Raw genomic sequence first — 26,877 nt, forward strand, 5'->3', positions numbered from 1 at the left:
ACGGCGGTGGACCGGGTCCTGGACCGGCCCGGATCCGAGCCGGAGTGCTTGCGGAGCCTGGGAGGTGTCGAGGGCGGGGACCGGGGGGTGGAGTCCGCGCCCCCGATCGGCCTACGAGTGGAGTCGCTTCAGGTACTCGTAGGCGCTCGGCAGCGTCTCCAGCAGGTTCTGCTGCTGGCGCTTGACCGTCTCGAAGAGCGGCTCCGCCCCGGCCACGGACTCGGGCTTGTAGGCCAGGGCAGGGAGCGGGGCGTCCGGCTCCAGGCCCAGGCCGGCGAAGATGCAGTAGTAGCTGCCGTTGGTCCAGAAGTTGCGGAACTCGGCCTCGAAGTTGCCGTAGTACGTCGACTCGTCGGTGATGGGGGAGTTGATGGGCAGGCCGGCGCGGTACGCCGAGATCTTCTGCTGGATGTTGTCGGGGAGCGTCAGCTTCTTGTTGGCCTGCCAGAACGGCGTGTCGTTGCGCGGGGCGTAGAAGAAGTGCGCCTGGATGAAGTCGCGGGTGTCGTCGAACATCACCTCGATCTCGCGGTTGAAGGCGTCGACCAGACCCTCGTTGAAGGTCGTGTCCGGGAAGTGCTTGGCCAGCTGGTAGATGGCCGCGGTGATGAAGTAGATGCCCGTCGACTCCAGGGGCTCCAGGAAGCACGAGGACAGCCCGATGCTGACGACGTTCTTCACCCAGGCCCGGCGGTTGCGCCCCACCCGGAACCTGATGTGGTTGAAGGCCGTCTTCTCCGGGTCCAGCCCCCACATCGCGGCGAACTCGGCCGTCGCCTCGTCCTGGTCGGTGAACTTGCCGGAGTACACGTAACCGGTGCCGAAGCGGCCCAGCATGGGGATCTTCCAGGCCCAGCCCGAGGACATCGCGATCGCCGAGGTGTAGGGCTCCACGCCGCCGGCCTCGTCGTCGTGCGGCACGGCGGTGGCGACCGCGCTGTCGCACAGCAGGTGGTCGCTCATGTCGATGAACGGCTCGGCCATCGCCTTGTTGATGAGCAGCCCTCGGAAGCCGGAGCAGTCCACGAAGAGGTCGGCGTCCAGGTCCTTGCCGCTCTTCGTCCGCAGCGAGGTGACGTAGCCCCGCTCGTCCTGGACCACCTCGGTCATCTCGTCCTCGACGTGCCGGACGCTCTGCTTCTCGACGGCGAAGCGGCGCAGGAAGTCGGCTACGAGCTGGGCGTCGAAGTGCCAGGCGTAGCGGGTGGCCGAGCGCCCGTCGAGCCAGCGCGGCGCCTTCATCGCGTCCATGATCGGGGGCTCGCGGAAGCACGCGTAGTCGAACGGCTCCGTCGTGCGGCCCTCGTACTTGCGTTTGAACCAGTAGTGCGACAGCGGCGTCTGGTCGTAGTCGGGCAGCAGCCCGAACGGGTGGTAGAAGTGGTCGGGCCGCCCGTCCGGAAGCGTCCTGGCCGTCGACTCCCCCCGGCCCTCGGTCCGCCAGTTCACGAACCGCACGGCCATCTTGAAGCTGGCGTTGCACTCCCGCATCCACTCGTCCTCGGGGATGCCGAGGTAGTCGAAGAACGCGCGCTGCAGGTTGGGCACGGTCGCCTCGCCGACCCCGATCCGCGGAATCGTCGGCGCCTCCAGCACCGTGATGTCGACCGTTCCCTGGAGAGCCTTGCCGAGATACGCGGCTGTCATCCAGCCGGCCGTGCCGCCGCCCAGGATGACGACCTTCTTCAGTCGGGTGTCGGTGCTGGTCATGGAGCAGCCCTCATTTCTGAGTCGGGAATCGCGGTCGGGCGCTGGGAGCCGGCGCAGAGACGGGCCGGACGCGGCACGACCGACCGGGCAGGACCTGAACCTCCGGCGCCGGCCGGGACCGTCGGAGCCTCAGCGTGCGCGGCCGCTCTATGACGGAACTACAGAGGCGCTATCCGGCCGGTATAGGCCGGATGTAGACCCCGGGAACAGAATCGCCGCAGGCAGAACGGCATGCGGCGGACCTCAGGAGGAAGCGATGACCACCGCGGTGACCGGAATTGCACGGCATGCGGTACGCATCCGCTTCCTGGGTGACTTCGAGTTGACCGTGAACGGCGCCCCGGTGCGGCGCTGGCGGGCCGGAAAGTCCCGGGGGCTCTTCCAGTACCTCGTGATCCACCGAGGTCAGACCCTCACCCGCGACCGGCTGTACGAGGCACTGTGGCCCGGCTCCGACGGGGCCGCCGGCGACAGTTCGCTGAAGGTCGCCGCGCACGCACTGCGACGGGTCCTCGACGCCCACCCCGACGGTTCCGGCGAGTCCGGAATCCGGCTGCACTACCGCGACTTCGGCTACGCCCTCGACATCGCCGACCTCTGGTCGGACGTGGACCGCTTCCAGGAGCTCGCCCACGCCGGGCTGCGGACCGCCGCGTCCGGCGACCGGGCCCTCGCCCGCGAACCGCTGCGGTCCGCCGTCGCGCTGTACGCGGGCGAGTTCCTGCGCGGCGAGCGCGCCGACTGGGTCGCCGAACACCGCGAGTACCTGCGGTCGCTGGCCCTGCGAGCCCTGGACGTGCTGCGCGCCGACGCCGCCGAGCGCGAGGACTTCCCGGACCTCATCGAGGTCTGCCGCCGCACCCTGGGCATCGACCGGCACCACGAGGAGACCTACCGGGCGCTGATGACGGCGCACGGGGTGCGCGGCGAACACGCCTGCGTGCGCCGCTGGTACGAGCTGTGCGCGCGCCGGCTGCGGGACGACCTGGCGGTGGCGCCGTCCCGGGAGACCGACCGGCTGCTCCACGCGATGCTGCCCGCCCGGGCCGCCGCCACCCCGCCGCGCACCGTCCCGGTGACCGCCGCGGGGCTCTCCGGACTCCACCCGCGTGCCGTACGGCGGACCCGGCCCGACGCCCGGACAGCCGCCCTGGGTCTTGCCACCCCCACGGCCGGCCTCCGGGCCGGGCCCCGGCCGCCCACAGCTGCTCCGGGACTCGTCCCGCCCGCACGAACCCAGTGACCGAGCGAACCCAGTGAGGAATCCACCGTGACCGTGCTGACCGTGCCGCAGGACTCCGCCGCACCGACGGCCGAGCCGTCCGCACCCGCCCTGCCACCCCGCTACGACGACCAGTGGATCGGCGGCCGCTGGACGGCCTCCGACGCCGAGAGCCGCCTGGTCGTCACCGACCCCGGCACCGAGCAGCCGCTCGCCACCGTGCCCGCCGGCACCCCTCGCGACGCCGACCTCGCCGTGCGTGCCGCCGCCGGGGCCTTCCCCGGCTGGGCCGCCACGCCCGTGCGCGAGCGGGCCGCACTGCTTCGCCGCGTGGTGGAGGGACTGGAGCGCCGCGCCGAGGACTTCGCCCGGGTCATCACCGCCGAGGTGGGCGCCCCCACCCGCATGGCGCTGCAGACCCAGGTCGGGCTGGCCGTGGGCATGGCCGCGCACTGCGTCGAGACCGCCGCCTCCTACGGCTTCGAGGAGCGGGTGGGCCACTCGCTGGTGGTCCGCGAGCCCGCCGGTGTCGCCGTCTGCATCACGCCGTGGAACGTACCGCTGCTGCTCACGGTGCAGAAGCTGCTGCCGGCCCTCGCGGCCGGCTGCACCGTCGTCCACAAGCCCAGCGAGCTCACACCGCTGCACGCCCGGCTCCTCGCCGAGGTGTTCGCCGAGGCCGATCTGCCGCCCGGTGTGGTGAACACGGCGGTGGGAACCGGCGACACCCTCGGCACCGCGCTCGTCGCCCATCCGCTCGTCGACGTGGTGTCGCTGACCGGGTCCACCCGTGCCGGGCGCCGGGTGTCGGCCCTGGGCGCCGACGGTGTCAAGCGGATCCACCTGGAGCTCGGCGGCAAGAACGCCAGCCTCGTCCTGGACGACGCCGATCTGGGGACCGCCGTCGGCGCCACGGTCGACCAGGTGCTCTTCAACACCGGCCAGACGTGCCTGCAGTGGAGCCGGCTGCTGGTGCCCCGGGAGCGCCAGGACGAAGCGGTGGAACTCGCCGGCCGGATCATGGACGGCTATGTGACCGGCGACCCCCGCGACCCCGCCACGGACCTGGGCCCGCTGGTGTCCGCCGCCGCGCACGCCCGCGTGGGCGAGTACATACGCCGCGGCGAGACGGAGGGCGGCGCCCGGCTGGTCCACGGCGGCGCCGGCCGGCCCGAAGGGCTGGACACCGGCTACTACGTCCGTCCCACGATCTTCGCCGACGTCGACCCGCTGACCACCATCGGGCAGGAGGAGATCTTCGGGCCGGTGCTGTGCGTCATCCCCTACGACGACGAGGACCAGGCCGTACGCATCGTCAACGGGACGCGCTACGGGCTGCACGGCGCTGTCTGGTCGGGCGACGACACCCGGGCCGAGCGGGTGGCACGCCGGTTCCGTACCGGCCTCGTCGACGTCAACGGCGGCTCGTTCAACCCCGCCGCCCCGTTCGGCGGGTTCAAGCAGTCCGGCGTCGGCCGCGAGTGCGGCGCCGCCGGACTGGAGGCATTCCTCGAGACCAAGTCGATGCAGCTGCCCCAGGCGTCCGGCGACCAGGTGGTCGGTCCGCGTCTGCGCGCCGCCGTGCCGGCCGGCGACCCCGGCCAGGAGAGGAACGACGGATGACCGCCCACCCCGCCGCCGCGCCGGCGGTCCGGCCCGCACACGCCCGGCCGGACTCCGCTCTCCCGCCCCTGTTCGCGGCGCTGGAGCGCTGGACCCGCGAACGACCCGACGACCCGGCCGTCAGCGCCGGGGACGGCGCGCTGAGCCATGCCGGGCTCGCCGCACGCACCGCGGCGATGGCCGCCGGACTGTCCGCCGCCGGCGCCGGTCCAGAGACGGCCGTGGGCCTGCTCCTCGGGCGGTCCCGGGACAGCGTGCCCGCGCTGCTCGCCGTGTGGAGCCTGGGTGCCACGGCCGTGCCGCTCGATCCCGGGCACCCCGTGGAGCGGCTGGCGTCCGTACTGGGCGACGCCGGCGTCTCCGTCCTCGTCACCCCCGAGGTGCCCGCCGGGCTTGACGTCGCCGACGTCCGCACCCTGGACCCGGCCGGCCCCGCCTGCCGGGTGAGCTCCGCGACCGGCTCGCTCGACGTGGTCGATCCGGGACCGGACACCTGCGCGTACGTCATCTACACCTCGGGTACCACCGGGCGTCCCAAGGGCGTCGAGGTCACCTACCGCGGCCTCGACACCTTTGTGCGAGCCCTCGCCGGGCTCGGTCCGCAGCCCGCCGGTCTGGGCCTGAACGCCGTCTCGCCCGCCTTCGACGGCTGGCTGTGGTGCACCCTGCTCTACCTCGTGCACGGCCAGGGCGTCGCCCTGGTGGACCTGTCCCTGGAAGGGCTGCGCCGGGCCGCCGACGCCGGCCGCGAGCCGATCCCCGCAGGACTGCGGACCGCCTCCCTCACCCCGTCGCTGCTCGCGGCCCACGGCGGCGCGCTGAGCGGGGCCGAGGTCGTCGTGGTAGCCGGCGAGCAGTGCCCGGCCGCACTGGCCGAACGCTTCTCGCGAGGCCGGCGGCTGCTCAACGTGTACGGGCCGACGGAGGTGACCATCGCGGCCACCTGGGCCGACAGCGAGCGGGGTGACGATGTGAGCACCATCGGACGGCCGTTGCCCGACTACCGCGCCTACGTGCTCGACGACGACCTGATCCCGGTCGCCGAGGGCGTCGAGGGCGAGCTCTACCTCGGCGGACCCGCCGTGGCCCGCGGCTACCGCAACCGGCCGGGGCTCACCGCGGCCCGGTTCCTGCCCGACCCGTTCCAGGGCGGCGGCGCGCGGATGTACCGCACCGGGGACCTCGTGGTCCGCCGGCCCGGCGGCGAACTGGAGTACCGCGGCCGGCGCGACGACCAGGTGAAGGTCCGCGGCCACCGCATCGAACTGGGCGAGGTCGAGCGGGTCGCCGCCGAGCTCCCCGAGGTCGTCGCCGCCGCCGCCTGTGTCCTCGGCTCGGGCCGGACGCTGGGGCTCGCGGTCGTCGCGGCCCCCGGCGCGGAAGGCGCACTGGCGGAGTCCGTGACCGGGCACTGCGCCAAGCTGCTGCCGGAGGCCGCGGTGCCCGCGACGGTCCGGGTCGTCGACCGCATCCCCACCCTGACCACGGGCAAGGCCGACCGCGGCGAACTCGCCCGCCGTCTCGCGGAGCCCGCACGGGAGGAGGGGGCGGGCAACGCCAACGCGCGGGAGCGCGAAGTCATGGCGGTCTGGGGCGAGGCCCTGGAGCGCGAGGTCCCCGGACCGGACGCCGACTTCTTCGAACTGGGCGGGCACTCGCTCGCCGCGGCCCGCGTCGTCGCCGAGCTGCGGCGGACCACCGGGCTGCGCCTCACGCTCGGGACGCTGCTCTCCCGACCGACCGTCGCGGACGTCGCCGCCGAACTCGACCGCCTCGCCGCCGAGTCAGGGGCACCGGACACCGCGCTGCGCACCGCCGAGGGGGCCTGAACCATGGGAAGCTGGATCTCCACCTGGCCCACCGGCCCGGACGACGCGGCCCTCCCCGCACTGCTCTGCCTACCGCAGGCAGGGGCCGGCTGCCAGCAGTTCCGCGCCTGGGCCAAGGCCCTGGCCGGTGTCGCCCAGGTCCACGGCGTGCAACTGCCCGGCCGTGAGAACCGCTGGCGCGACCCGATGCCGGAGACCTTCGGAGAGGCCGTCGAGGCGATCACCGCAGAGCTGCGCCCGATCGTCGCCGGTGGCCGCCGGCTGGTCGTCTTCGGCCACAGCTTCGGCGGACTCCTCGGCTACGAGGTCGCCCGCCGGGTGACGCCCGACGTCCTGGTGGTCAGCGCCTGCCGCGCGCCCGGGCACTGGGACGGCGCCGGGCGGGGCATCGTCGAGGACGAGGAGGAACTGGACAAGCTCTTCGACACGGCCGGGCTCGATCCGGCGTTCCTCGACGAGGACACCCGGGCCGTGATGGTCGCGATGCTCCGCAGGGACGCCGTGCTGTCGCTGAGTTACACCCACACGCCCGGCGACCCGCTGCGCGTGCCGGTGCACGCCTGGAGCGCGGCCGGCGACGAGACCGTCCCCGTCGGGGACCTGGCCGGCTGGGCCGCCGTCACCACGGCCGGCTTCCGGGTGCACCGTGTCGAGGGCGGCCACCACGCCGTGCTGCGCCGCCCCGCGGCGGTCCTGGAACACCTCGCCTCACTGCTGCGGGACGACACGACCGCGGCCGCCACCCCCGCCTGACCGGCGGATGACCCGCCGACAGGGCGGTCCCCTTCCCGCAGCACCGCCCCGAGCCCGGAGGACGCCGTGCCCACGACCCATCAGGTCCTCGTCAACGACGAGGAGCAGTACGCCCTTTACCCTTCGGCGCGCGAGGTGCCCGACGGCTGGACACCGGTCGGGTTCAGCGGCAGCGAGGACGAGTGCGTGGCCCATGTGGACGCGCACTGGACCGACACCCGCCCCCGCTGCGTGCGCGAAGCGACCGCCGCCCACCGCGCCGCCGCCGGCGCGGGCGAAGGAGCCTGAGATGCACATCGACCTGCTCGATCCGGAGCCCTTCGGCCGCAACGAGTTCTGGCCCGTCTTCACCTGGCTGCGCGCCAACGACCCCGTCCACCGGCACCCCGGGCCCGGCCGTGGGGACGAGGGCTTCTGGGTGCTCAGCAAGCACCGCGACATCGTGCGGGTGTACGCCGACAGCGACACGTTCAGCTCCGCCCTGGGGATGCGGCTCGGCAGCGACCCCGCAGCCGTCACCGCCGTCACCCAGCGCATGCTGATCGTGTCCGACGCGCCCCACCACACCCGGCTCAAGCGGGCCCTCTACCAGGCGTTCGCGCCCCAGCAGATGCCACGGCTGGAAGCCCTCGTCACCCGTGTCGTCGCCGAACTCGTCGCCGAGGCGGCCGAACTGGACGAGCTGGACTTCATCGACCTGGCCAAGCAGCTCCCCAACAGGGTGGTCTGCGCCATGATGGGCATCCCCCGCGCCGACTGGGCGTGGATCGGGGCGCTCACCACCGACGCGTTCGACTCCCCGGACGAGTCCGTGCGCAGCAACGCCCACTCGGAGATCTTCCTCTACTTCATGGAACTGCTTGCCGAGCGGCGGGCCCGCCCCGGCGACGACCTGGTGAGCCAGATCGCCCACGACACCCTCGTCGACGAGGGCGACGGAACCGCACGGCCCCTCAGCGACGAGGAGATCGTCTTCAACTGCAACGGCGTGCTCTCCGGTGCCAACGAGACCACGCGCTACTCGGCCGCCGGCGCGGTGCACATGTTCGCGCAACTGCCGGAACAGTGGGAGCTGCTGCGGAGCCTGGGGCCCGCCGGGATCGCGCCCGCCGTCGAGGAGATCCTGCGCTGGACCACACCGGGTGTGCACGCCTTGCGCACCGCCCTGCGCGACACCGAGGTCAATGGGACGCCCATCGCCGCCGGCGACCGGGTCACGCTGTGGAACGTCTCCGCCAACCGCGACGAGGACGTCTTCACCGACCCGCACGCCTTCCGCGTCGACAGGCGGCCGAACCGGCACGTCGCCTTCGGCCACGGACGCCACCTCTGCCTCGGGGCCCGGCTCGCCCGCTTCGAACTCGGCGCCCTGCTCACCGAGATGCTCGGCAGGCTCGACGGGTTCGAACTGACCGGACCCGCGCTCTTCAACTCGTCCAACTTCACCTGGGGCATCAGGAGCCTCCCGGTGCGGCTGCTGCGCAGCCGAGTCCCCGCACCCCGAGAAAGGGCCGCGCTGTGACCACCGCACTGACCGACTTCAACCGCACCGACACGGACTTCCCCCGCACCGGCTACCCGGAACTCCTGGCCGCGCAGGCCGCCCGTACCCCTGCGGCCCCCGCCCTGGTGCACGGCGGCCGGGTCTGGACGTTCGAGGAGCTGGAGACCGCCACCAACCGGCTGGCGCACGCCCTGGTCGCGCGGGGCGCCGGACCCGGTGAACGGATCGGACTGTGCTATCCGCGCGGGGCCGACCACGTCATCGGATCCCTCGGGATCCTGAAGACGGGCTCCGCGATAGTGGCGCTCGATCCGGTCAACCCCGACGAGCGGCTCACCGCGATGATCGACGACGCGGGGCCCCTGCTGGTGCTCACGCCCCCCGAGATCGCCGCGCGGCTGCCCGAGGACGTGGCCCGCGCCGAGGTGGCCACCGCCGGTCTCGACCGGCCCGGCACCCCGGTCGGCGTGGCCACCGGCCCCGACACCGTCAGCCACCTCATCTACACCTCCGGGTCCACCGGCACCCCCAAGGCCGTTCTGGAGCGGCACGGCGCACTCACCAACCTGGTGCACTGGACCGCCCGTGCCTACGGGGTGCGCCCCGGTGACCGGGCGTCCTGGATGTCGACACCGGGCTTCGCCGTGCAGATCATGGAGTGGCTGCCCTATCTGCCCCTCGGCGCCGCCGTCCACATCCCCGAGGGGGGCCGGGCGCAGACGCCGGAGCAGATCCGCGACTGGCTCGCCGCCGAGCGCATCACCCACACCATGCTGGTCGCCGCGCTCGCCGAGCCCGTCTGGGCGCTCGACTGGCCGGCGGACACCGCGCTGCGTGTCCTGGTGACGACGGCGGAGCGCGTGCACTCCTGGCCGCCCACCGACACGCCGTTCCGGGTCGTGATGACATACGGAACCACCGAGACCACCAACGTCCTGACCTGCCTCGATCTCGGCGCGGGCGTCGACTTCACCAGCCAGGCCACCCCCGAGGCGATCCGCACGACCCGTCAGGTCCCGGTCGGCGTGCCCATCGCCAACATGCGGGTGCACCTGCTGGACGAACACGACCGGCCGGTCCCCGACGGAGAGGTGGGGCGGCTCCACGTCTCCGGCGCCGGCGTGGCCGCCGGCTACCACGGCCGCCCCGATCTCACCGCGGCGAAGTTCCGCACGGGCGTCGCCGTCGACGGCGATCCGCACCCGGTGCTGTACGACACCGGGGACCTGGCGCGCCGCCGCGAGGACGGCGCCGTCGAACTCCTCGGCCGCTCCGACGCCCAGGTGAAGATCCGCGGCTTCCGGGTCGAACTCGGCGAGGTCGAGACCCATGTGGCCCGGGGCGACGGTGTCTCCGAGGCCGTCGTGGTGGTCCACGAACGCGCCGCCGACGACCGGCGGCTGGTGGCGTACGTCGCCGCGGAGCCCGGCACGGACCCGGGCCCCGCGGGGATCCGGGCCGCCGTGGCCCGCACCCTGCCCTACTACATGGTGCCGTCCGCGGTCGTCGTCCTGCCCGCCCTGCCCCGCCTGGCCAACGGCAAGGTCGACCGGCGCGCCCTCCCCGAACCGCCCGAGCCCCACGACGGCGTCGGCACCGGATACGAGCCCCCGCGCAACGAGGTCGAGGACGGGCTCGTCCGGCTGTGGGCCGGGGCGTTCCGCACCGAGGTCGTCGGCATCCACGACAACTTCTTCGACCTCGGCGGCCACTCGCTGCTCGCCTTCCAGCTGATCGACGAGATCCGCCGGCGCTACGGCGTCGAGCTGAGCCTGTCCGACCTGTCCTCCCGCCCGACCGTCGCCGAACTGGGCGAGATCGTCACGACCCGGCGCGAGGGCGGACGGGACGGCTTCGGCGGACTGCCCGCCATCGTGCCCGACCCGGCCGGCCGCTTCGCGCCCTTCCCGCTGACCGAGAGCCAGCAGGCACTGTGGATCGGCCGCGGCGGGCTCGTCGACCTCGGCAACGTCGGCTGCCACGGCTACTTCGAGTGGGAGAGCGAGCGCCTCGACGTACCCCGCTTCGAGACCGCATGGCGCCTCCTCGTCGACCGCCATGACGCCCTGCGCACCCGCATCCTCCCCGACGGCACCCAGCAGGTGTACGAGGAGGTCCCCGACTACGACATCCCCGTCACCGATCTCGGCACGCTGGACCCGGACGCCCGCGAGGCGGAGCTCGCCGTCCTGCGGGACCGGCTGTCCCACCAGGTCCTCGACGCCGACAGCTGGCCCCTGTTCGACGTGCGGATCAGCCTGCTCGGCGGCGGCCGCGCCCGGATCCACCTCTGCCTCGACTTCCTCGTCGCCGACGCCTGGAGCTACTTCCAGGTCCTCGTGCCGGACCTCGTCGCGTACTACGCCGACCCGACAGCCCAACTCCCGCCGCTGGAGCTGACGTTCCGCGACTACGTGCTGGCCGTCGGGGACTCCCTGCGGGACAGCGAGCTCTACCGCCGCTCCGAGTGGTACTGGCGGGACCGCCTCGCCGGACTGCCGCCCGCGCCGGAGCTCCCCGAGCGCCCGGCGGACGCCCCGGAACTGCCGGTCCGCTTCGAACGGCTCAGCCACGTCGTCCCCGCCGACCTGTGGAACCGCATCCAGGACCATGCCGGCGACCGCAAGATCACCGCGTCCGGAGTGCTCGCCGCCGCCTATGCGGAGATCCTCGGCAGGGCCTGCGGGCAGGCCAGGTTCACCGTCAACTTCCCGCTCTTCAACCGGCTTCCGCTGCACCCGCAGGTCAACTCGCTGCTCGCGGACACCACGACGACCCTGCTGCTCGCCGTCGAGCAGGAGGCCACCACCTTCGCCGGCCGCGCGCAGGCCGTCCAGCGGCGCCTGTGGGCGGACCTGGAGCACCGCTACTTCAGCGGCGTCCAGGTGCTGCGGGAACTGACCCGGCTCCGCGGCACCCTCGCCCCGGCCATGCCCGTGGTGATGACCAGCCTCGCCGGCCACCCGCCCCACTACGAGCAGAACGAGCTCGGCGTGCCCGTCTACGGCATCTCCCAGACCCCCCAGGTCTCGCTGGACTTCCAGGTCTTCGAGAAGGCGGGCGGCCTCACCTTCAATTGGGACCACCTCCCCGCGGTGTACCCGGACGGTCTGATCGAGGGCATGTTCGAGGAGTTCGTCGCCCTCATCGAGTCACTGGGGGAGGAGGACGCCTGGGAGCGCCACTCACCGCCACCCGGCGAGGACACGACCGAGGCAGGGGCCGTCGGGGAACGGGACACCGGGGACGCCTGGGAACGCTACTGGGCGGGCATCGAGCGCACCGGCCGCGGCGGCGACGTCATCTGGGACGCCGACAGCGGCGAGGAGTTCACCTGGCTGCTCGACCAGGCCAAGCGGCACTTCCGGGACGACATGCCGGTCGTCGACCTCGGCTGCGGCAACGGCCGCTACAGCCGTGAACTCGCCGCGCGCTACCCGCGCGTCGTAGGGGTGGACGTGTCCTCCAGCGCCATCGAGCACGCCGTCCGGGAGGCGCGGGAGGCGGGGGTGGCCAACGTCGACCACTTCGCCGTCGACATGACCGACGCGGCGCAGGCGGCTGCCCTGGGCGAAGGCCCCTACAACATCTTCGTCCGTGGCGTCTTCCACGTCCTCGACGACGCTGCGCGGGCCCGGCTCGCGTCCGTCGCGGGCAGGCTGCTCGGGCGCGACGGAGTGCTGATCGTCCACGAACCCGACTACTCCAGCAACTCCTTCGGCTACCTCGGCTTCGTCGGCGGAAAGCGCGGCCGGGCCGAGGACCTGGTGGGCCCGCTGGAGGCGGCCGGCGTACGGCACTCCCACCGCTTCACCCGGCCCGAACTCGCCGCCGCCTTCCCGGCGGACGACTGGGAGATCGTGCACGACCAGGCGGTGCGGCTGCACGCCGTCGACCCCGAGTCGGACTCCGAGGCGCTGCTGCTCCCCGGTTACTACGCGGTGCTCCGCCGCAGGCACTGAAGGGCCGCCGGGGCGGCAGCCGCCGCCGGTCGCTCCCGGCGCCCGCCACTCGGGAGCGACCGGCGGGGGAGGTGAGGTGGGTCGGACCGTGGCGAGCGGGACCGGGCGGCCGCTCCAGCGGTCCGTCGCCGACCACCACCAGGGCGCCGTCGCCGCCACGCTCTCGTCAGGCCCTGCGCCGCCGATCCCCTCGGGCTCCCGGCGCGGGGCCCGGCGGTCGTGCGGGGGCGAGGGCGGTGCGAACGCCCGCACGGCCGGCCGGGGCACGGCGGAAGGCGGGCACCAGAGCGGCCGCCTGCGCGGTGGCCGGTGAAACAGATGCGGCCGCGGACGGTGTCCGGCGGCCGCACGGACCATTCCGGTGAAAGACTGAGGAACTGTGGAACGACGAACCGCCGACCGGCTGCTCAGAGCACACGCACAGGCGATCGGGGGCCGGGCCCGTGAGAAGACGGTCGCCGGCGCCCTGGAGCGGGTCGTGGCCGTCCAGGCACAGGACCTCGGCGCCGCCGCTCTCGGCCTGCGCGCCCGCGTCGGCGGCCTGACCGCCGAGGACGTACGGCGCGCCACCGACTCCGAACGGACCGCCGTACGGGGCTGGTTCATGCGTGGGACGCTCCAGCTCGTCCCGGCCGCCGACGCCCGCTGGCTGCTCGGACTGCTCGGGCCCGTCCACCTGGCCCTCGGCGCCCGCCGGCTGCGGGAACTCGGCCTGGACGAGCCCCTGTGCGACCGTGCGTCCCGGCTGATCGTGAACGCCGTCGACGGCGAAGGACCGCTCACCCGGGCCGAACTCACCGAACGCCTCGCCACCCTGGGCGTCGCATCCGAAGGCCAGTCCGCGTTCCACCTCATCCGGCGCGCCGCGCTGTCCGGGCTCATCTGCCACGGGCCCCAGCGCGACGGCGAGGCGACGTTCGTCCTCCTCGACGACTGGCTGCCGTCGGACGGCCCGCCGCCCTTCTCCGGGGAGGCCGCGGAGAGGGAACTGGCCCGCCGCTACCGGCTGGCACACGGACCCTCGGACGCGGCCGATTTCGCGCACTGGTCGGGGCTGCGCGCCACCGTGTGCAAAAGAGCCTGGGCGGCCGCGGGAGAACCTACTCGGGAAAACGCGGAGGAAATTCCCCGAGGCGATGTGCGGCTGCTGCCGGCCTTCGACAACTACCTTGTCGGATACCGGGGCAGGGAACTGTCGGTGCCCGCCGCACATGAGCGCCGCGTCTGGCCGGGGGGCGGGATCATCCGCGCGACCGTCATGGTCGACGGCTGGGCGGTGGGCACCTGGTCGGGGGGCAGGCACGGCAGCGGGCCGGTGGTCGAGCCCTTCGCCGGCGGAGAACCGCCGGAGGCGGTGGCGGCGGACGAGGCCGCGACGGAGGAGATCGAGGCCGGGATCGCCCGTGAGGGCGCCGATCTCGCACGGTTCTACAACGGTTCTCACACGCTCTCTACGCCCGGTCTCCAACCGCCCGGATTCGTAACCGGGCACTAACCGCGCGTCCCTACCTTCAATGCCGTCCGACAATTCCGTCCCCGATCAGAAAAGGGCGTCGACATGGCACTCGGTCGGCATTCCGATTTCAACCGCCTGTGGTTCGGGCAGACCGTCAGCAACTTCGGTGACAAGATCTCGCTGCTCGCGCTGCCGACCCTCGCGGTCGTCTTTCTCGACGGGGGAGCGTTCGAGGTCGGCGTGCTCGGCGCGCTGCGCTTCCTCCCGTTCCTCCTGCTCGCTCCGGTCGCCGGGCTCGTCGCCGACCGGGTCTCGCGCCGCGCCGTCATGATCGTGGCAGACCTCGGCCGCTTCCTGGCGCTGGGCACCATCCCACTGGCCTTCGCACTCGACTCCGTCACGATGACGCACGTCTACGTCGTGGCCGCCGCCACCGGCATCCTGACCGCCTTCTTCGAGGTCTCCTACCAGTCCTGGCTGCCGCAGCTGATCGGCACCGAGAACCTCGTCGAGGGCAACACCAAGCTCCAGATCAGCCGAAGCGTCGCCGAAGCGGTCGGCGCCGGCGCCGGTGGCGCGCTGATCCAGTTCCTCGGCGCCGCCCGCGCGATCACCGCGGACGCGCTGACTTTCCTCGTCTCGCTGGTCGCCCTGCTCCTCATCCGGCACCGCGACACCCGCGCCAGGGTCGAGGAGACGAAGGCCTCGGCCAAGGCCGAGATGAAGGAGGGCCTGAAGACCCTCTTCGGAACCCCCGTCCTGCGCAGCCTGTTCACCGCCAACGTCGTGGTCAACCTCGGTGCCGCGATGGGCGACGCGCTGCTGATCGTGTACGCCTACAAGGTCCTCGACCTGAGCCCCGGCCAGGTGGGCGCGGCCTTCGCCGTGATGTCCGTCTTCGTGATCGTCGGCGCGGTGCTGTCCGAGCAGGTCTCCAAGGCGCTCACCCTGGGCCGCACCCTGGTCCTGACGGCGGTCGTCCTCGGCGCCGGCTACATCCTGGTCCCGACCGGCGGCGCCGTCGCCGGCTTCGTCGGACTGATCGTGGTCCAGGCCGTCATCGGCTTCGTGTCCCCGATGTTCGACATCCACGTCCTCAGCCTGGTCCAGGGCGTCACGCCCAACGAGCAGATGGGCCGTGTCAGCGGCACCGCCCTCTCGGCGGTCTACGGCGCCCTGTCCCTCGGCTACCTGGTGGGCGGCGCGCTCGGCGAGGCGCTCGGCCTCACCGGCGCCCTGGCCGTCGCCGGAGCGATCACCGCGATCGGCGGTCTGACACTGCTCGGCGGCCCGGTCGCCGCCATCAAGGAGATGCCGGGCGGCGACGCCCCCGAGGCGCAGGACACCCCGGGAACCGAGCCCGCCGCGTCCGCCGGGGACGACACCAAGATCCGCGCCTAGGGCGCAACACGCCCCAGGACTCCCCGCGCACCGGAGCGGGCGCCGGCCCCGGCCGGCCCCCGCTCCGCAGCCGCACACCGCACCGGCGGACGTACCGCCGGCGCGCATCCGCACCCCCGCGCCCCCCGCCGTCTTCCTCTCGACCACACGCACGGAGGCACAAGGTGAGCGAGTCCCTCGCCGAACGCATAGCCGCACTGCCGAAGTCCCGCCGGGCACTGTTCCAGGCCCTCGCGGGCCGCAACGGGGGACGCGCCGCAGCCAGGGAGGACCCGGACCCGGCACCGCGGGACCCGGATGAACCGCCGGTGCTCTCCTTCGCCCAGCGCCGGCTGTGGTTCGTCGACCAGCTCCAGCCCGGCAGCCCGGCCTACAACGTGCCGGTCGCCACGCGTATCCGCGGCTCCCTCGACGTCCCCGCCCTCCACGGTGCGCTCCAGGACCTCGTGGACCGGCACGAGATCCTCCGCACCGTCCACGAGGACGTCCCGGGCGCGGCCGAGGCGGTGCCCCGGGTGCTGGAGGGGCACCGGCTGCCTCTGCCGGTGACCGAACTGCCCGACGAGGACGCCGTCCGCGCCTTCTACGACGCGGACGCCTCGGCTCCCTTCGACCTCGCGGGGGACGTCCCGCTGCGCGCCTCGCTCGCCCGGATGTCCGCCGACGACCACGTCCTCGTCCTCAATCTGCACCACATCGTCACCGACGGCTGGTCCATGCGGCTGCTGACCACCGAACTGGAGTCCGCCTACGCGGCCCGTACCGGGGCACAGGCCCCACCGCTGTCCCCCCTCGCCCTCCAGTACGCGGACTTCGCCGCCTGGCAGCGCCGCCGCATCAGTGGCGAGCGGCTGGAGCGCCTCACCGGCTTCTGGCGCGAGGAACTCGCCGGCGCGAGCCCCGTGGACCTGCCCACCGACCGGCCCCGGCCCCCCGTGTTCGGCCATGCGGGAGCGTCCCGCTACATCGAACTGCCCCCGCGGCTCATCGCCCGGCTGAGGGAGTTCGGCAAGTCAGAGGGCGCCACCCTCTACATGACGCTGCTGGCCGGGTTCGCCGCCACCCTGCGCCGCTGGACCGGCCAGGACGACATCGTCGTCGGCACCTCCGTGTCCGGCCGCGACCACCCCGCCTTCAGCGACCTCATCGGCTTCTTCGTCAACACCCTGCCGTTGCGGATCGGCGCCCCGGGAGACCTCTCGTTCGCCGGACTCGTCCGCGCGACCCGGCACACCACCCTGCAGGCGTACGCCCACCAGGAACTGCCGTTCGACCTGATCGTGGACACGGCCGGTCTGCCGCGCGATCCCAGCCGGCCACCACTCACCTCCGTGATGTTCCTGCTCGACGAGACCCCCGACACCGCGCCCCGACTCGCCGGACTCGCCACCGAACCCCTCGACTTCGCCTCCCGCGCCACCAAGTACGACCTGATGATCAGCGTCCACGACGCCGGCAGCACCGTCCGCGCCCTCGTGGAGTACCCCACCGACCTTTTCGACCCCGCGACCGTCGACCGGCTCCTGGGCAACTTCCTCACCACCCTCGAAGGAGCCGTCGACCGCCCCGAGACACCTCTCCGCGACCTCCCGCTGCTCACCGGGGCCGAGCGTCGCGCCGCGCTGGACGACTGGAACGCCACCAGGGCCCCCTTCCCCCAGGACGCCTGCCTGCACCAGCTGTTCGAGGAGCACGCCGACCGCAGGCCGGACGCCGCGGCGGTGGTCTGCGGTGGCCTGGGCGGTTGGACCGTCACCTACCGGGAGCTGGAGGAGCGCGCGAACCGGCTCGCCCACCGGCTGACCGAGGCGGGCGCCCGCCCCGACCGGACCGTGGCCCTGTGCCTGCGCCGCGGCCCCGGACTGATCACCGCGATCCTCGCCGTCCTCAAGGCGGGCGCCGCCTACGTCCCGCTCGACCCCGAGTACCCGCAGGAGCGCCTGGGCCTGCTGCTCGACGACGCGGCACCGCCCATCGTCGTCTCCGACGCGGAACTCGTGGGCCGGCTGCCGCTCCGCCCCGGCACCGACCGGATCCTGCTGGACGCCGACCGGCCGCTACTGGAGACGTTCCCCGCGACCCGTCCCGCGGTCCCCGTCACCTCCCGCGACCTCGCGTACGTCATCTTCACCTCCGGCTCCACCGGCACCCCCAAGGGGATCGCCCTGGAGCACCGCGGGGTCGTCAACAACCTGCTCGACCTCAACCGCTCCTACGGCATCGGCCCCGGCGACGCCGTCCTCGCCCTCTCCTCGCCGAGCTTCGACATGAGCGTCTACGAGACCCTCGGCATGCTCGCGGCCGGCGGCACCGTCGTCCTGCCGGACCCCGCGGCGGCCAAGGACCCGGCGCACTGGGCCGAACTGCTCGAGCGCCACGGCGTGACCGTGTGGAACTCCGCGCCCGCGCTGCTCGGGCTGCTCCTCGACCAGCTGGAGCACGCCTCCGGTCCCGCGCTGCCCGGACTGCGCGCCGCCTTCCTCGGCGGCGACTGGATCCCCGTCACCCAGCCCGACCGGATCCGGGCCTTCGCCCCCGGGCTGCGGTTCGCGGCGCTCGGCGGGGCGACCGAGGCGTCCATCCACTCCGTCGAGTACCGGGTGGGCCGCGTCGAGCCGGGCTGGACGAAGCTGCCGTACGGCCGGCCGATGGCCAACCAGCGCACCTACATCCTCGACCCCGAGGACCGGCTCGTGCCGGTCGGCGTGCCCGGCGAACTGCACCTCGGCGGGACCGGACTGGCCCGCGGGTACCTCAACCGGCCGGAGCTGACCGCCGAGAAGTTCGTCCATGTCGAACTCGAGCCCGGACGCACCGAGAGGCTCTACCGGACCGGCGACCTCGCCCGCTACCTGCCCGACGGCACCGTCGAGCTGCTCGGCCGCACCGACTTCCGCATCAAGCTCAACGGGCTGCGCATCGAACCCGGCGAGGTGGAGGGCGCCCTGCGCGACCAGCCCGGCGTCCGCGAGGCCGTCGTCGTCGCCCGGCAGTCGGCCGGCTCCGCCCGCCTGGTGGGCTACGTCGTGCCCGAGGACGGCGCGGTCCCGGACACCGCCGCCCTGCGCAGTGCGCTGGGCACGGTGCTGCCCCCGCACTGCGTGCCGGCCGAACTCGTCGCCCTGGAGCGGCTGCCGCTCAGCCCCAACGGCAAGGTCGACCGCAACGCCCTGCCCGATCCGCGCGCCGCCGCTCCCTCGGCCGGATCGCCCAGCGCGGCGGCGGATCCCGCCCGGGGAACACCCGCGGCCCGCCGGATCGCGGCCGTCTGGGCGGATGTCCTCGGACTCGCCGACGTCGGCGCCGACGACGACTTCTTCGCCCTCGGCGGTGACTCCTTCGCCGCCGTACGTGCGGTCCGGGCCGTCGCCGAGGCCCTGCCGGAGGCCCACGCGCTGCGCGTGGTGGACCTGTTCGGCAACCCGACCCCGGCGGGCCTCGCCGCCCGCGCCGCCGAACTGGGCGGCAGCGGCGGCGGGACGCAACCGCACCGGCTGCTGCACCGGCTGTCCTCCGGGGACGGCCACGACGGGGCCGCCCTGACCCTGGTGTGCTTCCCCCACGGCGGCGGTGACGCCATCGCCTACCGGCCACTGGCGGCCGAACTGCCGCCGCACATGGAGCTGCTGGCCGTCTCCCCGCCCGGCCACGACCCGCTCGCCCCTGGCCCCATGCTTCCCGTCACCGAGTTCGCCGAACTCGCCGCCCGGGAGATCGCCCGCACCGTCACCGGGCCGTTCGCGGTCTACGGCCACTGCGCCGGCGTCGTCGCCGCCCTGGAGACCACGCGTGTGCTGGAACGCGACGGTCTGCGGCCCGTGGCGCTCCACCTGGCGGCCGCGCTCCCCGAGGACGACCCCGACTTCGCCCTGGAGATGGAACGCACCTCCAGCGACGACGACCTCGTCGCCTACCTCACCGCGATGGACGGCTTCGACGGCGTCCTCGACGACAGCGACCTGACGGCCGTGATGCGGATGGTCCGCCACGACATGACCGAGGCGGCCCGGTTCTTCGCCCGTACGCCCCAGGGCTATGAACGGCCGCTCACCACCCCGCTCACCTGCGTCGTCGGTGACGCCGACGACGCCACCCAGGGATATGAGCAGGGCCACCGGGCGTGGGGCCGATACGCCCGTGAACTGCGGCTCGCCGTGATCCCCGGCGGCCGCCACTACTTCGCCAAGCATCTGCCCGACCGGCTCGCCGCGCTGCTGGCCGATCTGCACCGCAACGGAGGAACCCATGTCTGACCTCGCCGAACGGCTCGGCCGGCTGCCCCAGGGCCAGCGCTCCCGGCTGCTGGGCCGGATGCGCAACCAGATGACCGCGGGCGTCGGCCACCGCGTCGAACTCAGGCGCGTCGACCACGGGACACGTTCCCGCGCCTCCTTCCAGCAGGAGCAGATGTGGTTCGTCGACCGGCTGGGCGCCGGCAAGGCCCGCAACAACATAGCCCTCGCCGTCCGGCTGGACGGCCCGCTCGACCGGGCCGCGCTGCACGAGGCGGTCAACGCCGTCGTCGCCGGCCACCAGGTCCTCCACAGCAGGCTCGTCGAGGTCGACGGGGTGCCCTGGCAGGAACCCGTGCCCGCTTTCGTCCTCGGCGTCCAGACCAGCGACCTGGGCGCGAGTGAGGACCCGGAGCGGGAGCTGGCCGAACTCACCGCGTCCTGCGCGTCGGCGCCGTTCGACCTGGCCGACGCCCCGCCCGTACGTGCCCACCTGGTGCGGCTCGCCGACGAGCGGCACGTACTGCTGTGGGTCGTCCACCACGTCGTCTGGGACCCGGGCTCCACCCGCATCTTCACCGAGGAGCTCACCTCCTGCTACGCCCAGGCGGCCCAGGGCCGGCGCCCGGAACCGGCCTCCCCGCCCGTCGAGTACGCCGACTTCGCCGCCTGGCAGCGCGCCAAGCTCGACAACGACGAGCACCGCAGGGCGCTCGCCGACAAGTGGCGGCAGCTGCTCGCCGGCGCCGAGGCCACCGAGGTCATGCCCGACCATCCGCGCAGCCCCGAGACACGCGGAGACGGGCGCGGCCTGAGCCTGCGGCTGGAGCAGGACCTGTTGGACCGGCTCAGGGCGCTGGCCGAGAGCTCCGACACCACCGTCTTCACCACCCTGCTCGCCGCCTTCAACGCGCTGCTGCGCCACTGGACCCACACCGAGGACGTCGTCGTCGGCACGGCCAGCGCCTCCCGCCCCCACCCCGACCTGGAACGGGTCATCGGCTGCTTCGTCCAGATGATCACCCTGCGCACGGAGGTGGGGGACGGCCTCACCTTCCGCGAGCTCGTCTCCCGTACGGCGGGCACCGTCATGGACGCCTTCACCAACAGCGAGCTCCCCTTCGAGCAGGTCGTCGATGCCGTACGGCCGCTCCGAGACCCGCTGCGGCACCCCCTGTTCCAGATCGAGTTCACCTCGCTCGGCCGCTGGGGCGCGCACACCACCCGGTCCGCCGACGTGGACTTCGCCGTCGAGCAACTGCACGACGGGGCCGCCAAGTTCGACATGAGCTTCCTGGTCGGCGAGAACGACGGGCTGGAGCTGTCCCTGGAGTACAACACCTCGCTCTACCGCCACGGCACCGCCTCCGCGCTGCTGACGGCCTTCCGCCGGGTCATCGAGCAGGTCGCCGCCGACCCCGACCTCCCCGTCGGCGAGATCAGCCTCGTGGAAGAGCCGGCGGCGTCCCGGCACGCCCGTGAACTGTCCCGCGGCGGCCCCGTCGACGAGGCCGCCTGGACCACCACCCTCGACCGTGCCTTCCGCGAGCGCGCCACCATCCAGCCCGACGCCGTCGCCGTCCGCCACGTCGGGACGACGCTGGACTACGCCGCCCTGGACCGCTGGTCCGAGGCCATCGCACACCGGTTGCGCGACCGGGGAGTACGGCACGGCGACCCGGTCGCCGTCTGCCTCGGGCGGGGTCCGGCGGCGGTCGCGGCCCTGCTCGGCATCCTCAAGGCCGGCGCCCACTACCTGCCCGTCGACCCGGCCGCCCCGGCCGAGCGCACCAGGACCGTGCTGGCCGACGCCGGCGTCCGGCACGCCCTCGTCGACGACGGGGCCGACCTGCCCGTCCCGCTGGAGCTCGTCACGGCCGGCACCACGGCCCCGGTGCGCGAAGTGCCGTCCCTGGCCCCGACGTCGAGCCCCGCCGACCTCGCCTACGTGCTCTACACCTCGGGCAGCAGCGGAACCCCGAAGGGCGTCATGATCGAGCACCGCTCGGTCACCCACTTCTCCCGCACGATCGCCCGCGCGTACGAGATGGGCACCGGCGACCGCGTCCTGCACTTCGCCCCGCTCACCTTCGACGTCTCCGTCTTCGAGGTCTTCACCACCCTGCTGTCCGGCGGGGAACTCGTCATCGCCACCGACGACGAGCGCCGCGACCCGGCCCTCCTCGCGGCCCGGATGCGCGACGACGCGGTGACCGTCGCCGAACTGCCGCCCGCCCTGCTGCCCCTGCTGGACCAGGCCCGCCTGCCCGACCTGCGGCTGGTCTCCGTCGGCGGTGAGGCGTTCCCCGGCAAGCTGGTCGCCGAATGGACGGCGGGGGAGCGGCGGTTCGTCAACGGCTACGGCCCGACCGAGGCCACCGTCGCCGTCACCCTCATGGACTGTGCCGGCAGCTACGACCGCAATCCGCCCATCGGCCGCCCGATGCCGGGCCACCAGGCGTTCGTCCTCGACGAGCGACTGCGCCCCGTACCGCCCGGAGTACCGGCCGAACTGTGCGTCGCCGGACCCGGCGTCGCCCGAGGCTACCTCGGGCGGCCCGAACTGACGGCGGAACGGTTCGTCACCAACCCCTACGCCGACGGTCCGGAGACCGAACGGCTGTACCGCACCGGCGATCTCGTGCGCTGGCTCCCCGGTGGGAACCTGGAGTTCCTCGGCCGCACCGACCGGCAGCTGAAGCTGCGCGGCCACCGCATCGAACCGGGCGAGGTGGAGGCCGTGCTCCTCGGCCACCCCTCCGTGCAGCAGGCCGTCGCGGTCGCCCGGCCCGGCGCCGGGGGCGAACCCGTCCTCGCCGCGTACGTCACCGTCGAACAGGCCGGCGGGTACGCCTCCGAGGTCGCCGATGCCGAGGGGCTGCGGGCCTACGCCGCCTCCCGGCTGCCCGGCTACATGGTGCCGGTGGTCGTCGTCCTGGACGATCTGCCCCTCACCCCGCACGGCAAGGTCGACGTCGCGGCGCTGCCGCTGCCCGTGGACCAGGCCGTCGGTGGCACCGCCCCGCGCGACGCGGTCGAGGAGCAGATCTGCCGCGACATCCTCACCCCGCTGCTGGAGTGGACGAGCCCCGATGTCGAAGGCGACTTCTTCGCACTCGGCGGCAGTTCGCTCCAGGCGACGATCGTCGTCTCACGGGTCCGCGCCGTCTTCGGCATCGACATCGCGCTGGCCGACTTCTTCAGCCGCCCGACCGTCGCCGGACTCGCCGACCTCGTCCGCACCGCCCGGGCCGAGGCGGCCGGCGAGCAGGACCGGCTGCTGGCGGTGTTCGACCAGATCGAGAACATGAGCGACGAGGAGGCCGCAGCGCTGCTCGACTCGCTGCAGAACCCGGACGGCGGGCGATGACCGCCGACGCGGCCACCGGGGTCGACCGGGCCCTCGCCGCCCTGCCGGAGGCCAAGCGGGAGCTCGCTCGGATGCTGCTCGCGGCCCGGAGCCCCGTCCCCGCCCGGCCGGCTCCGCGCTCCGGCGCGGGGCCCGTGCCGGCCACCGCTCTCCAGGCCCGGCTCCTGAGGCGCGAGCGGCTCGGCACCGCGGGTGGCAGCGGCACCGGTTCGCACGCCGTACGGCTCACCGGACGACTCGACACGGGGCGGTTGCGCGAGGCGCTCACCGGTGTACTGGCCCGCCACGAGGCACTGCGCTGCCGGATCACCGAGCCCGCGGACGGCGGCGGACCGCTGCTGACGGTGGACGAGGACCCGTGCCTGCGCCTGACCCGCACGGACCTGACGCACCGCACGGCCGCGGCGCGGCGGGACGCCGTACGCGCCCAGCTGGCCGAGAGCGCCGCGACACCGCTGTCCCTGGAGAGCGGCCGCACCAGCGCGTTCCGCCTGCTGACGCTCGGCGAGGACGACCACGTCCTCGTCCTCGCCTCGCACCTGGGCGTCTTCGACGGCTGGTCGTCGGGGGTGTTCCTGGACGACCTCGCCACCGGCTACCGCGAGGGCCCCGGGAGCCTCGCCCCGCCCGAGCTGCAGTTCCCCGACTACGCGGACTGGCAGCGGCGCTGGCTCGCCTCCCCGGACGGTGCCACCGAACTGGCGGACCGACGCGCAGCGTTCGCCGGGACCACACCGGCGCGGGGGGCACCCGGCGGCTTCGAGCGGGGCCATGTCCCGGTACGCCTGGACCGCGGGCCGGGCAGCTCGCTCGCCGAGGGACTGGCTCTGGGAGCCGCCGAGGGCGCCACCCCCTTCATGACGCTCGTCGCGGCCCTCGCCGTCGTCCTGGCCCGGCGCGACGGGACCACGGAGGCCGTCGTCGGCACGCCGGCGGCGGGCCGCTTCGCCGGGCCGCTCGAGGGGGCCGTCGGACAGTTCACCACGGTCGTGCCGATCCGGATCGACCTCTCCGGCCGCCCCTCCTTCGTGGAACTGCTCCACCGCACCCGCACGGCGGTCGCCGACGGGCTGAGTCGTCAACGGCTGCCCGTGGACGAGCTCTTCACCGGCGGGACGCAGCCGTACGGCGTCCTGTTCGCCCTCCACAACTATCCCGCCGTCCCCCTCGGCCTGCCCGGCATCGAGGTGGGCCAGCTTCCCGGTCCGCCCGCCCACCACCTCGAGCTGTACAGCACCGACCCCGCCGCCACCCTGGCCTGCGTCGGCCTGGTCGAACGCGGGGGCGAGATCGGCGGAACGGCCGAGTTCAACCGCAGGGCCGCCGGTCCCGAGGACGTGACCGCGCTGCTCGGCGGAGTCGAGGAGGTCCTCGCCCGTGCCGCCGCGTCCCCCGGGACCACCCTCTGACGCGCCCTAGCCCCTGGGAGTAACCGTTGCTCACCACCGAGTTCTACCGGGCACCCGCCGACTGCGGCCTCGTCCGCTCCGGTGAGGGTGCGCCCCGCACACCCATGCGAGCCCTCCGCGAGGAGATCCATGACGTCCTGGTGTCCGCACCCGTCGCCGCCGCCCGGCGCAGCAGGGATCCCCGTCCCGTCCACCGGGCCCTCGGCGACGCGGGACTGCTCGCCCCGCAGTGGCCCGAGGAGTACGGCGGCCGGGGAGTCAGCCAGGTCGCCGCCGCCGTGCTCGTCGAGGAACTGGCGATGCACGACGTGCCCGACCTGCTGCACACCCTGACCGTGCAGATCGTCGGGTCCACCCTCCTCAACGTCGCGAGCGCCGCCATGAAAGCCCGTCATCTGCCGGGCTTCGCCGCCGGGACCGCCTTCGGCTGCGTGCTCTTCAGCGAGCCGCAGGCCGGCTCCGACCTGAACATCCTGTCCACCCGCGCCGTCTCCGACGGCAACGGCGGGTACAAGCTCTACGGCACGAAGGTCCACTCGCTGTTCGCCGGCCTCGCCGACTACGGCCTGTGCCTCGCGCGCGCCGAGAACGACGCCTTCACCCTGTTCCTGGTGCCCCTGGCCCAGCAGGGTGTGACGATCACCGCCGTCCCCGGCATCGGGGACGACGCCTTCCACGAGGTCACCCTGGACGGCGTGGCCGTCACCGCGGACGACGTGGTCGGCGAGCCGGGCCAGGGCTGGGCGATCGTCGTCAAGACGCTCGCCTTCGAACGCACCGGACTCGACTACTACGTCAAGGCCCTGCGCTGGTACCGCGCCGCGGTGGAACGGCTCGAAGCCCACACCGACCGGCTGCAGTCCGGCCAGCACGACCAGATCGGCCTGGCCAAGCTCAACGCCCGCCTCCTGGCCGCGGGCACGCTCGTACGGCGGGTGCTGACCCGGCTGGACCGCGGCGAGCTCAACGAGGACGAGGCGGCGGCCGCCAAGTGGTACACCACCGAACTCGCCGCGGAGGTCGCCTGGTGGGCCGCCGAACTGGACGGCGACCACAGCATGACCCTCGACGACCCCGGTACCGACGGGGTGGCACATCCACTGGACTCGGCGCTGCGGGAAGCCCCCGGGATGCGGATATCGGGCGGCACCGCCGAGATGATGCTCGAGACGCTGGCCCGGCTGCGTCTCGACTCAGGGGCGGAGGTACGGCCTTGACAAGCGCAGTACAACGGACGGCGGACGGCAGGCCACCCGTGGAGCGGTGGCGGGAGCGCGAGGACGAGGACTCCCTCTTCCGGCAGCTCCGGCTCACCGTTCGGCAGGGCCTGGAGATCGACGCCGCCACGCCCACCAGCGCGTGGGAGGCCCTGACGGGCGTGGGGGCCTGGGAGTTCGCCCTGCCCATCGCCATGGACGGCCTCGACCTCGGCCAGGCCGTCGTCGCCATGGTCTGCGAAGAGGGCGGCAACGCGATGCAACCCGTGCCGCTCACCGACACCTTCCTCGCGCTGGACCTGCTGTCCGGGCTCGGTCCGCTCGCCCCGGAGTGCCTCGACGGCCTGCTCGACCGGGTGCGGGACGGCTCGCACCCCGTCGCCGTGCCGGGCCGGCTGCCCGACCCGCGCGGTTCCGTTCCACCCGGCATCACCTGGAAACCCGACGGTGACGACGGCGGTGTCGTGCTGACCGGCTCCGCGGGGCCCTTCGCCGCGGGTGTCGAGCCCGGTTCGCTGCTCGTCCTGGCCTCCGGGCCGGACGGGCCGTGCGTCGCCCTCGTCGACCCGTCGGCCCCCGGGGTCGAACTGCGCGCGCTCCGCGACCACGGCGGCGGCGCGGTCTCCGGCGCCGTCCTCGACGGAGCCCGGATACCGGCGGGATCCGTCGTCCTGCGGGGCATCGCGGCCGAGCAGGCGCTGGCCCGGGCGGGTCTGCGCGCCGCCGTCCACCAGGCGTCGCTGCTCGCCGGCATCACCGCGGCCGCGCTGACGGCCGTCGTCTCCCGCATCAGGAGCCGCCGGCAGTTCGGCCAGGCACTGGTGAGGCACCAGGGGCCGCGGCTGAGGGTCGCCGGTCTCCTGGCCCGTCTCGACGCGGTGCGCTGGGCGGTCGGAGACGCCGCCAAGGACCTGGACGAGAACCGGCTCGGCCCCGGCGACGCGGCGGGGCTGATCGCCCTGACCGCGGAGACAGCGCTGGACGTCACCCGTGACGCGGTCCATCTGCACGGGGCCTCCGGCCTGGTCAGGGACGGATCGGTGGCCGGGTGCTACCGGCGGGCCGCCTGGGAGGCACTGCGCTGCGGACGTCCCACCCAGCTGTGGGACATCGCCGCGCACACCGCATGAGGAGAGGCACGGGGAGGGGCTCCCGCACCGGGCGGGAGCCCCTGGCCCCTGGCCGTCCC

The 26,877-nt window shown here is 73.6% G+C and carries 14 protein-coding genes and 1 pseudogene; 14 read left to right on the top strand and 1 reads right to left on the bottom strand.

Translation table 11 applies throughout. The annotated features are described in order from the left end of the window. Nucleotides 1–111: 111 nt before the first annotated feature. Nucleotides 112–1,710, bottom strand: a complete 1,599-nt coding sequence (locus O7595_RS30060) for a tryptophan halogenase family protein (RefSeq protein ID WP_269731717.1) — start codon at nt 1,708–1,710, stop codon at nt 112–114. Between the two features lie 256 nt (nt 1,711–1,966). Between O7595_RS30060 and O7595_RS30065 the strand changes: the two genes are divergently transcribed. The 14 genes and pseudogenes from O7595_RS30065 to O7595_RS30130 all read left to right on the top strand — a co-directional run bounded on the left by O7595_RS30065 (nt 1,967) and on the right by O7595_RS30130 (nt 26,818). Next, entirely contained in the window at nt 1,967–2,953 is a 987-nt protein-coding gene (locus O7595_RS30065) for an AfsR/SARP family transcriptional regulator (RefSeq protein WP_269731718.1), read from the top strand. Between the two features lie 90 nt (nt 2,954–3,043). Further along, nucleotides 3,044–4,555, top strand: coding sequence for an aldehyde dehydrogenase family protein (locus O7595_RS30070; RefSeq protein WP_443071870.1), 1,512 nt, complete (start codon nt 3,044–3,046; stop codon nt 4,553–4,555). Then, on the top strand, nt 4,552–6,384 hold the full coding sequence (locus O7595_RS30075; RefSeq protein WP_269731720.1) for a non-ribosomal peptide synthetase: 1,833 nt from the start codon (nt 4,552–4,554) through the stop codon (nt 6,382–6,384). Before O7595_RS30070 ends, O7595_RS30075 begins: the two co-directional genes overlap by 4 nt. A 3-nt stretch (nt 6,385–6,387) precedes the next feature. Then, nucleotides 6,388–7,137, top strand: coding sequence for a thioesterase II family protein (locus O7595_RS30080; RefSeq protein ID WP_269731721.1), 750 nt, complete (start codon nt 6,388–6,390; stop codon nt 7,135–7,137). 63 nt (nt 7,138–7,200) lie between these two features. Further along, a pseudogene (locus tag O7595_RS30085) lies at nt 7,201–7,425 on the top strand (MbtH family protein); the annotation flags it as partial. Nucleotide 7,426: 1 nt separating this feature from the next. Continuing rightward, on the top strand, nt 7,427–8,659 hold the full coding sequence (locus O7595_RS30090; protein WP_269731722.1) for a cytochrome P450: 1,233 nt from the start codon (nt 7,427–7,429) through the stop codon (nt 8,657–8,659). Then, a complete protein-coding gene (locus O7595_RS30095) occupies nt 8,656–12,603 on the top strand; it encodes an amino acid adenylation domain-containing protein (RefSeq protein WP_269731723.1) in 3,948 nt (1,315 codons plus the stop codon). Before O7595_RS30090 ends, O7595_RS30095 begins: the two co-directional genes overlap by 4 nt. Before the next feature lie 379 nt (nt 12,604–12,982). Beyond that, entirely contained in the window at nt 12,983–14,098 is a 1,116-nt protein-coding gene (locus O7595_RS30100) for a winged helix DNA-binding domain-containing protein (RefSeq protein WP_269731724.1), read from the top strand. A 63-nt stretch (nt 14,099–14,161) separates the two neighbouring features. Continuing rightward, nucleotides 14,162–15,460: an MFS transporter gene (locus O7595_RS30105; RefSeq protein ID WP_269731725.1), complete on the top strand. Its 1,299-nt coding sequence runs from the start codon at nt 14,162–14,164 to the stop codon at nt 15,458–15,460. Nucleotides 15,461–15,624: 164 nt separating this feature from the next. Further along, nucleotides 15,625–19,713, top strand: coding sequence for a non-ribosomal peptide synthetase (locus O7595_RS30110; RefSeq protein WP_269731726.1), 4,089 nt, complete (start codon nt 15,625–15,627; stop codon nt 19,711–19,713). Beyond that, nucleotides 19,706–23,062 (top strand): non-ribosomal peptide synthetase, encoded by a 3,357-nt coding sequence (locus tag O7595_RS30115; protein ID WP_269731727.1) that lies wholly within the window; start codon nt 19,706–19,708, stop codon nt 23,060–23,062. Before O7595_RS30110 ends, O7595_RS30115 begins: the two co-directional genes overlap by 8 nt. Continuing rightward, nucleotides 23,059–24,471 (top strand): condensation domain-containing protein, encoded by a 1,413-nt coding sequence (locus O7595_RS30120; protein WP_269731728.1) that lies wholly within the window; start codon nt 23,059–23,061, stop codon nt 24,469–24,471. Before O7595_RS30115 ends, O7595_RS30120 begins: the two co-directional genes overlap by 4 nt. Before the next feature lie 26 nt (nt 24,472–24,497). Then, nucleotides 24,498–25,688 carry an acyl-CoA dehydrogenase family protein gene (locus O7595_RS30125; protein WP_269731729.1) on the top strand — a complete coding sequence of 397 codons (1,191 nt, stop codon included), beginning with the start codon at nt 24,498–24,500 and terminating at the stop codon, nt 25,686–25,688. Beyond that, nucleotides 25,685–26,818 (top strand): acyl-CoA dehydrogenase family protein, encoded by a 1,134-nt coding sequence (locus tag O7595_RS30130; RefSeq protein WP_269731730.1) that lies wholly within the window; start codon nt 25,685–25,687, stop codon nt 26,816–26,818. The genes O7595_RS30125 and O7595_RS30130 overlap by 4 nt, the downstream gene beginning before the upstream one ends. Nucleotides 26,819–26,877 lie beyond the last annotated feature (59 nt).

Source organism: Streptomyces sp. WMMC940 (assembly GCF_027460265.1).
In the GTDB taxonomy this organism is placed as follows: domain Bacteria; phylum Actinomycetota; class Actinomycetes; order Streptomycetales; family Streptomycetaceae; genus Streptomyces.